The organism is Pseudovibrio sp. POLY-S9 (assembly GCF_001431305.1).
Classification (GTDB): domain Bacteria; phylum Pseudomonadota; class Alphaproteobacteria; order Rhizobiales; family Stappiaceae; genus Pseudovibrio.
The window spans coordinates 21703-30261 of sequence record NZ_LCWX01000086.1 but is presented as its reverse complement, the minus strand read 5'-3'; the positions used below and the strand labels follow the sequence as shown (position 1 = coordinate 30261).

The following is an 8559-nucleotide window of genomic DNA, read 5'->3' as shown; positions in this document are numbered from 1 at the left end:
CGCGGGACAGGGATAAATGCTGCTGGAAAGCAGGAGATAACGCTCAAGCCGTATTCTTCGGTTGTGCCGCGGGCTCTTGTGATCGGCAGCTCTACCGGAGGGCCACAAGCGCTCCAGCGTGTGCTGACAGATGCACGTGATGGTTTGCTGAAGGTGCCTGTTGTGATTACGCAGCATATGCCGCGTACGTTCACGACAATTCTGGCAGAGCATTTACATAAACAACTTCAGCTTCCTTCAAAAGAAGCTGAGCACATGGATGTATTGAAACCTGGGCACGTTTATATCGCTCCAGGCGGAATTCATTTGAAAATCGGCAAGCAGAACGGGCAGGCGGTTTCGTTGCTCGAAGACGGAGCTCCCGTCAATTTCTGTAAGCCATCTGTGGATCCACTTTTTGAAAGTGCAGCCGAAGTTTTCGGTACCGCGTGTTTGGCACTCGTTTTAACCGGCATGGGTAGTGATGGCGCAAGTGGCGTCAATGTCATTGCTGGTAAAGGCGGTAGCGTCATCGCGCAGGATGAGGCCTCCAGTGTTGTCTGGGGGATGCCAGGTGCTGCTGCCCGTACTGGGAACTGCAGCGGTATCGTGCCTCTCGATCAGATTGGTGCACATGTCAAGCGTATCTTAAAAGGAGCCGCGCGATGATGACTTCTGAATATGATTTCTTGAAGAAATTTCTGAAATCCCGTAGCGGCCTCGTTCTTTCCGATGAAAAGCAGTATCTGGTCGAAAGCCGACTGATGCCAGTTGCTCGACGTCACAACCTGAATGGACTGAGTGAGCTTATTCTTGCGATCAGCAAGCCGGGCTCCATGTCTATGCAGAATGATGTGGTTGAAGCTATGACAACCAATGAGTCATTCTTCTTCCGTGACAAGAGCCCTTTCGAGAACTTCCGGAATGTGATGCTTCCTCATTTGCTTGAGGCACGCAAAACACGCCGGAGTGCGCGCATCTGGTGTGCGGCGGCGTCTACGGGTCAGGAGCCTTATTCTCTCAGCATGTATCTGAAAGAAGACAAGGCCAAGATCGGTACATTCCGTTTCGAGATTCTGGGAACTGACATTTCCACTGAAGTACTGGAAAAAGCCCGTACTGGTATCTACAGCCAGTTCGAGGTCCAGCGTGGTCTGCCTATTCAGATGCTGTTGAAGTACTTCTCGCAGCAGGGCGAACTGTGGCAGATGGCTCCGGAAATCCGGGCTATGGTGCAGTGGCGTAAGCTGAACCTGCTGGAAAACTTCAGCCACCTTGGTGAGTTTGACGTTGTCTTCTGCCGTAACGTGCTGATCTACTTCGATCAGCAAACGAAGATTGATGTGCTCAACCGCATCTATCGGCAGTTGCCGGATGATGGTTTCCTCGTGCTTGGTGCTGCGGAAACTGTGGTTGGTTTGACGGATGGCTTTGAGCCCTATCCAAATCTGCGTGGTGTATACCGCAAAAAGCAGGCTGCAAGCCGCCCGGCTGGTTCCTCCAGCTTCTCACGCTCTACGGCGAAGCCTTCGACCACACCTTCCAAAACGCGGCCCACCATTCAGGCCTTAGCAAGTGGTTCCCGGTTTTAGGGATGAAAAATGAAACAGGCCAGCAGATTTGCTGGCCTTTTCTTTAGGCTTTGCTGCGTTCATATACATTCAAACCCCAAACTCTCACTTTTTATTTTATGCGTATTCTAATCCGAAAACCGGAGCCGTTTTTTGGAAGTACGAGCTGACTCTCTCATTTTATTGAACGAAGATTTACTATTTGGCTGGTTGTCGTCAGTCGCAATTCAAGTTCAATGCGAGTAAATTTCTCCAAACGATACTTAGAGTTTCCCGATAGTTTGTGACTGTTGACCACCTTTGTTTGTGGTGTGTCAGGCTAATGGAGTGTGAGTGATGAGTTCTCGTGATTTCTTGAAATTGAGCCGACGAGGTGCCCTTGCTCTGGGTGCTGGTGGATTGCTTGCCACAGGGATGCGGAGTTTGGAGGCAGCTGCAGAAACTCCGATAGAAAGCTCCAATCAGCGTGCGCCAGCAACTGAATTTCAGCTTGGTGAGTTCAAGGTCTACGCTTTGCTCGATGGCACCTTTATTGCTGAGCACCCGCAGGATACGTTTGGTATGGAGCAGACGAGTGAGGTGTTTGAAAAAGCGAGCCAGGATCACTTCATCTCCTCCAACAAGTTCCGAGGCTTCTTCACTCCGGTTCTGGTGAATACAGGCGATAAACTCATTTTGTTTGACACGGGACGAGGCGTTCTTTCTCAGCCGCAAAGTGGGAATTTACTGAAGGCGCTTGCGACAGCAGGCATCCGGCCAGCTGATATTGATGTGGTTGTGCTGACGCACATGCATGCGGACCATACGGGTGGGTTGATGCAAAACGGTGTCCCGACTTTTGCGAATGCGAAGTATGTCACGAGTCCGATTGAGTTCAATTACTGGGAAAAGCTCGGTCCAGCCGCCAATGGAAGCGCTCGCGTTTTTGCTGAAAATGTGCTGCCTCTCAAAGATAAATTCGACTTTATTGATCCGGGCAGAGAAGTCGTTCCCGGTATCACTGCCGTTGAGGCTTATGGCCATACACCCGGGCATATGGCGTATTTGGTTGAAGCAAATGGACGCAAGCTGATGCTCACCGCTGATACAGCCAACCACTTTGTATGGTCACTGGCCTATCCTGATTGGCGTGTCGTGTTTGACATCGACAAAGCGCGTGCGGCGGAAACGCGTCGGCGTATCTTCGGGATGATTGCGGAAGAACGCATTCCGTTTATTGGCTACCACATGCCGTTCCCTGCCATGGGCTTTGTTGAAGCCGTGGGAGAGGGTTTCCGATTTGTTCCCGCAACATATCAGCTGCAGCTTGGCCATGAGGATGAGCAGAACAGGCCTGAGTAACCGTCAGGGTGTGTTGGGCTTTCTCCGGTAGGCGGAAATCCCAACACCGCAGAGCACCAATGTGGTGGCGATGATAAAGCGGCTATCGATGGCTTCTGCAAGGAAAACAATTCCACCGGCTGTTGCGATGATTGGCACGGTGAGCTGAGCAACTGCTGCCGTGCTTGTCTGTAACTGCGGGATGATTGCGTACCAGAGAGCGTAGCCAAGGCCGGAGGTTATAGCACCGGAGATGACGGCGAGAAGAACGCCTGAAGCTGTGATAGTGGTTGTGTCCGGAAACAGAAGCAGTGCCAATGAGATGATTGGCACACCGTAGAGAAAGTTCATTCCTGTGTCTTTGAGCGGGTTTGCTGCGCCTCTGCCGATGATGGAGTAAATTCCCCAGCCTATGGCGGCAATTGTCATCAATCCTGCTCCAAGCGGATCTATGCCTGCGTTTGATGGGGAGAGAAGGTAAATGAGACCAGAGAATGCGAGCGCTGCGCCGATCCACTTCTGGAGTGTTAGGTTTTCGCGCTGAATGAATGCACCGATGAACATGGTGATTTGTACAGCGCCGAAGAGCAAAAGCGCACCGAAGCCAGCATCAAGTGAGATGTAAGCATGCGAGAAGCCAAGAATGTAGGCACACAGCGCAAGGACTGCTGTGACGTTGGGCTTTGAGAATGAGAGCTTGTTGCCGCCTCGAAAGAAGATGAGTGCCAGAAGCATGAGTGCGCCAGCGACAATGCGAATACTGGCAAATGCAGATGGACCAATCTCTCCGTCTGCCAATGCCAGACGATTCAGAACTGAGTTGGCGGCAAATGCAACCATGACAATAGATGTAAGAATAAAAAGCCTCATGGCCGCACCATGGCAACAAAGACAGCCCATGGGCAATACACTTAGGCGTTATTGAAGGTGTTTTACCTGTTAGCCTCCACTAAGACCGCAGAGGCTAACAGTTGGCTTTACTATGTGAACTCAGCTGCCCAGTTGAAGTCGGCTGATGCCTCATAGGATTGCGGCCAGTGTTTGCACCAGTTTGGTCCATGACTGGTTTCTACCCTGTCTGAGGCAGGGAAGTAGGGCTTTATGTCCAGCAACGGTGTACCGGGTTCTGCGTCAATGTAAGGGACAGTGATGAGACCATTTTGCTCATCCACGTTTAGAAGCGAAACCGATGAGAGGCCGATGGGGTTCGGACGGGCAGGGGACCTTGAGGCAAACGTGCCGATTTGATGATTTGCTTTGGCATATGGAGCCGGGAACTGCAGAGTGCTCCGGTCTTGTGCTGTTGCTGCCTGATCTGCCCACCACAGGATGAGTGCGTGGCTAAAGTCTGACAGGTGCAAGAGGGCGGGCGTATACTCTGGGTGGATGTTGAGTTGGGACTGCCCGTTGGTTGCTGTGATGATCCCGATAGATCTCAGGTCTGCAAGAGATTGCATCTTCGTATCCTCATATGTGTTTCGGAAGTCATCAAGCTTGATGAACCTACCCTCCGCTTACTTTCATGAAAGTGCAAGCTTTGGTCGAACTGAGGAGGAAGTGCTTTTATAGACAATGAGTTAGATAGGGAATCAGAAAAGCCCTGCATGGTGATTACCAAGCAGGGCTTCTACTGAAACTCTTTGAAAGTCAGCTGATAAAGCTATTAAGCTGCTTTCTCTTCTGGTTCGCGCAGAACGTATCCGCGGCCCCATACTGTTTCGATGTAGTTTTTGCCAGCTGTTGCGGAAGCGAGCTTCTTGCGCAGCTTACAAATAAACACATCGATAATTTTGAGCTCTGGTTCGTCCATACCACCGTAGAGGTGGTTGAGGAACATTTCCTTAGTGAGGGTTGTGCCCTTACGAAGGGAAAGAAGCTCTAGCATCTGATATTCTTTACCAGTCAGATGTACGCGCTGACCTGCAACTTCGACAGTTTTGGTGTCGAGGTTTACAGTGAGGTCGCCGGTAACAATAACAGACTGGGCATGACCTTTAGAACGACGCACAATTGCATGAATACGTGCAATCAGCTCGTCCTTGTGGAATGGCTTTGTCATATAATCGTCAGCGCCGAACCCAAGGCCACGGACCTTGTCTTCAATGCCAGCCAAACCGGACAGAATAAGAATAGGTGTCTTCACCTTGGATACTCGCAGTGTGCGCAGTACCTCATAACCGGACATGTCCGGCAGGTTCAGATCCAGCATGATAATATCATAATCATACAGTTTGCCGAGGTCGATGCCTTCTTCGCCGAGATCTGTCGTGTAGACATTAAAGTTCTCGGATTTGAGCATCAGTTCAATGCTTTGTGCAGTAGCACTATCGTCCTCGATCAACAATACACGCATGTTAATCCCCTCGTGTTGCCTTTCCTGGGCAGTCGCGCCGGCCCAAAAACACAAACCGTTGCGAAGGAATACTATAAACCCGACTCAATTGAATGAGTTTATGGTTAACAGAACTCGAATCGCTACCGCAAGCGTTTTACTCTCACGTAGAACAGTTCTCTGGGTACAACCTAGAATTCAAGGGTGTAACCTTTCCTGTTCACCAATTTGAGACCGGTTGGCTTTCAATCGAATCAAGTGCTACTGAAAGCCATGTTTAGACGCTTCGTTTCCTTGAAAGGGCTATACGCCATTCAAAGTCTCCCCAATAACATTAAGCAGAAGCGTAAACGATCGGTTACCAACGACGAAAATGATTAATAGGGAATCTGTTTTGGACTCGCTTTTTGCAGAAATCGAATCATGCCTCCCAACCGAAATTTACGGGAGAGTAGAAGCAGTTAAGGGACTTCTGATTGAAGTCGCAGGGCCTGTTTACGCCATGAGCGTCGGCGCGCGTCTACTAATAGAAATAGGGGAGAACGCAGCGTCAATTCAAGCTGAAGTCGTCGGGTTTCGAGACGGAAGAGCGCTTTGTATGCCATTTGGAGAGCTCGATGGTGTGCGTCATGGTAGTAAGGCGAAGCTGATTTCACGCGAGAGTATTGTCCATCCATCGAGTGCCTGGCTGGGGCGTGTTGTTAACGCTTTAGGCGAACCGATCGATGGAAAAGGACCTCTTCCATTCGGTTCGATCCCGAGAAAATTACGTGATTCACCACCTCCGGCTGCAGAACGAGCCCGTGTTGGGAGCCCGATCGACCTGGGTGTGAGATCCCTTAATAGTTTTGTAACGTGTTGTCAGGGGCAGCGCCTCGGTATTTTTGCCGGGTCTGGCGTGGGTAAATCGGTCCTTATGTCCATGCTTGCGCGTAACGCGGAAACAGAAGTGTCTGTTATCGGTCTCATTGGTGAACGTGGACGTGAGGTTCAGGAATTCATCGAGGACGATCTGGGCGAAGAGGGGCTGGCGAAATCTGTTGTTGTTGTCGCAACGTCTGACGAAAGTGTTTTGATGCGTCGGGAAGCGGCTTATCTCACTCTTACTCTCTCTGAATATTTCCGTGATGAGGGCAAGAATGTTCTTTGTATGATGGACTCTGTTACGCGCTTTGCCATGGCGCAGCGTGAGATTGGTCTTTCTGTTGGAGAGCCGCCAACCTCTAAAGGGTATACGCCCACCGTCTTTACTGAATTGCCGAAATTGCTGGAACGAGCCGGACCGGGTGCAGTTGGCAAAGGGGCTGTGACGGCTCTCTTTACTGTGCTGGTGGAAGGCGACAACCATAATGAGCCTGTGGCCGATGCTGTTCGCGGTATTCTGGATGGGCACATTGTTATGGAGCGTGGGATTGCAGAGCGCGGTCGCTACCCGGCTATTAACGTGCTAAAATCCGTCAGTCGAACCATGCCGCGTTGTGTGCCTGAAGAAGCCTTACCGATTCTCCGGCGTGCCAAGCAGTTGATGTCTGCTTATGCGGACATGGAAGAACTGATCCGTCTGGGTGCCTATAATGAAGGTGCAGACCCCCTTGTTGATGAGGCAATTGCCAAAAATGACGCCCTTGAAGCGTATTTGGGGCAAATGAAGGGGGAAAAAACTACAATTGAAGAGGGATATTTCCAGCTTGCTCATCTTTTGGAAATGACTCAGGCGTAAGCTCACTCTCCGGTAAAGGGAGTATTGCGTATGAAGAATCGTGAAGGCCTTTTGAAGCTTAAGAAGTTCAATGTTGATGAGAAGCGCCGTCAGGTGACTCAGATTGAAACGATGTTGAGTGATTTTGATCGAATGGCTGAAGATCTGGAGAACCAGATTGTTCAGGAGCAAAAGCGTGTTGGTATTGATGATATCAGCCATTTTGCGTATCCGACTTTCGCTCGCGCGGCTGCACAGCGCCGGGATAACCTGAAGCACTCGACTGAGGAATTGAAGTCTCAGCTTGAGAAAGCGCAGGACGAGCTGACTGACGCTGTTTCCGAGTTGAAAAAGATCGAGTTGATGGATGAGCGTGACCAAATGCGTCAACGTGCTGCCATGGATGCGATTGAACAAGACGGAATGGACGACATTGCGGGGCGGATGGCGCGTCGCTAATTCTTCCCGAGGTTGAGGGTGTCTCTCGTTCTTAGACGGAATGACCTGATACTCTGATAACCCGAACTGGTCTTAACCTCTTCATAATCCTTTATTGATCGCACTGCGCCTGTTCGCGGTGCGATACCTCGTGGTTGCTTTCATTTCACCAATGTTTATTTATAGGCTGTTGCGTCCAGGTCTCGCGCTGAGAACTGAGCAGTGTCCACTTTTCGGGAAGACGCTTCAGGAGCCTTTATGCCTGTTTTACTTGGGTTTTTAATTCCACTTGCCGCGTTTTCGTTCGGTCTGGGGCTGACATTGCCACTCTTGAGTATGGAGCGCCTTTATTTTTTGGAGGATACGCCAAGCCTGTTGCAGGTGATTGGTGGGCTCTATGACGAAGGTGAGGTTTCAATTGCCGGGCTTGTCTTTGTGTTTTCTGTTTTTCTGCCTGCCCTGAAGATTCTCGTACTCGGTATTTCCGCGTTGCATCGGTCGTCCAGCAAGTGGCTTCGGGCGCTCAGCTATCTTGGGAAGTGGTCCATGATGGATGTGATGCTGGTGGCCTTGGTGATTTTTGCAGCCAAGACAAGCGGGCTTGCCAGTGCTCAGGTTTTGCCGGGATTGTGGTTTTACGCTGCTGCGACCCTTTCAACGGCGACTGCTGCATTCATGGTTGGGCGGGTTGCCAGATAACCCATGCATGCTTTCATCTGTCAAAAACTCTGATTGCGCAGGGTTATTTTGTCGGTTTGTCTTCACTGGATCTTCTCGTTTATGGTGTAAAGCGATAGTGTTCGCTTGATTTTTGCTCGTTTCCATTCTGGGTGATCCATGCTTTTCCGGTTTCTAATCGCAGCGTTTGCTGCGGTCTTTCTCAGTTTTGCCAGTGCTGCGCAGGCTCAAAACTCGTCCACTTCTGCTGAGGGTGGGGCTGATGTGCAGCAAGCCAAGCAAGCCCTGATCAAGGTGCTTGAAGACCCGAAAGGGCGTGAGGCGCTTGTCAAAATTTTGCAGGAGCAGCAGCCCAATGGCTCGACTGGTTCCGGGGCATCCACGGCCACAGCAAACCCGGCTGCCAAAGCAACGATTGCAGCGCAGATCGGGACTTATGTGCAGGATGGTGTTTCGAGTTTTTATGACTTTGGCACACTCATCATCTCCGGGTTGTCCGGTTATGAGGACTTGCTGGACGGCCAGTCAAAGGTGGACCATTC

General features: G+C 50.7%; 9 protein-coding genes and 1 pseudogene. 7 read left to right on the top strand and 3 right to left on the bottom strand.

Translation table 11 applies throughout. The features are described from left to right. From PPL9_RS33120 to PPL9_RS06615, 3 genes are all read left to right on the top strand, one after another. Positions 1-648, top strand: a 648-nt coding sequence (locus PPL9_RS33120; protein WP_280139020.1) for a chemotaxis protein CheB, incomplete at its 5' end; no start/stop codon positions are given. Then, complete coding sequence (locus PPL9_RS06620; RefSeq protein ID WP_057461954.1) at positions 645-1571, top strand: protein-glutamate O-methyltransferase CheR; 927 nt, start codon at positions 645-647, stop codon at positions 1569-1571. The genes PPL9_RS33120 and PPL9_RS06620, both read left to right, overlap by 4 nt. 315 nt (positions 1572-1886) lie before the next feature. Beyond that, complete coding sequence (locus PPL9_RS06615; RefSeq protein ID WP_057461953.1) at positions 1887-2891, top strand: MBL fold metallo-hydrolase; 1005 nt, start codon at positions 1887-1889, stop codon at positions 2889-2891. Between the two features lie 3 nt (positions 2892-2894). Here PPL9_RS06615 and PPL9_RS06610 read toward each other — a convergent pair whose 3' ends face one another. The 3 genes from PPL9_RS06610 to PPL9_RS06600 all read right to left on the bottom strand — a co-directional run bounded on the left by PPL9_RS06610 (position 2895) and on the right by PPL9_RS06600 (position 5223). Continuing rightward, complete coding sequence (locus tag PPL9_RS06610; protein WP_082596609.1) at positions 2895-3740, bottom strand: DMT family transporter; 846 nt, start codon at positions 3738-3740, stop codon at positions 2895-2897. 110 nt (positions 3741-3850) lie between these two features. Continuing rightward, positions 3851-4327, bottom strand: a complete 477-nt coding sequence (locus PPL9_RS06605; RefSeq protein WP_057461951.1) for an SAM-dependent methyltransferase — start codon at positions 4325-4327, stop codon at positions 3851-3853. A 206-nt stretch (positions 4328-4533) separates the two neighbouring features. Continuing rightward, positions 4534-5223, bottom strand: a complete 690-nt coding sequence (locus tag PPL9_RS06600) for a response regulator transcription factor CtrA (protein WP_008551652.1) — start codon at positions 5221-5223, stop codon at positions 4534-4536. A gap of 373 nt (positions 5224-5596) precedes the next feature. On the opposite strand from PPL9_RS06600, the gene fliI reads away from it, so the two are divergent. The 4 genes and pseudogenes from fliI to PPL9_RS06580 form a co-directional block, all read left to right on the top strand. Continuing rightward, complete coding sequence (gene fliI / locus PPL9_RS06595; protein WP_057462051.1) at positions 5597-6922, top strand: flagellar protein export ATPase FliI; 1326 nt, start codon at positions 5597-5599, stop codon at positions 6920-6922. Between the two features lie 30 nt (positions 6923-6952). Then, a complete protein-coding gene (fliJ, locus tag PPL9_RS06590; protein WP_057461950.1) occupies positions 6953-7360 on the top strand; it encodes a flagellar export protein FliJ in 408 nt (135 codons plus the stop codon). A 237-nt stretch (positions 7361-7597) separates the two neighbouring features. Next, the gene (locus tag PPL9_RS06585; RefSeq protein ID WP_057461949.1) at positions 7598-8038 is read left to right on the top strand and encodes a paraquat-inducible protein A; all 441 of its coding nucleotides are present in this window, start codon (positions 7598-7600) and stop codon (positions 8036-8038) included. Positions 8039-8176: 138 nt separating this feature from the next. Continuing rightward, positions 8177-8559: pseudogene (locus tag PPL9_RS06580) on the top strand (mechanosensitive ion channel protein MscS); the annotation flags it as partial.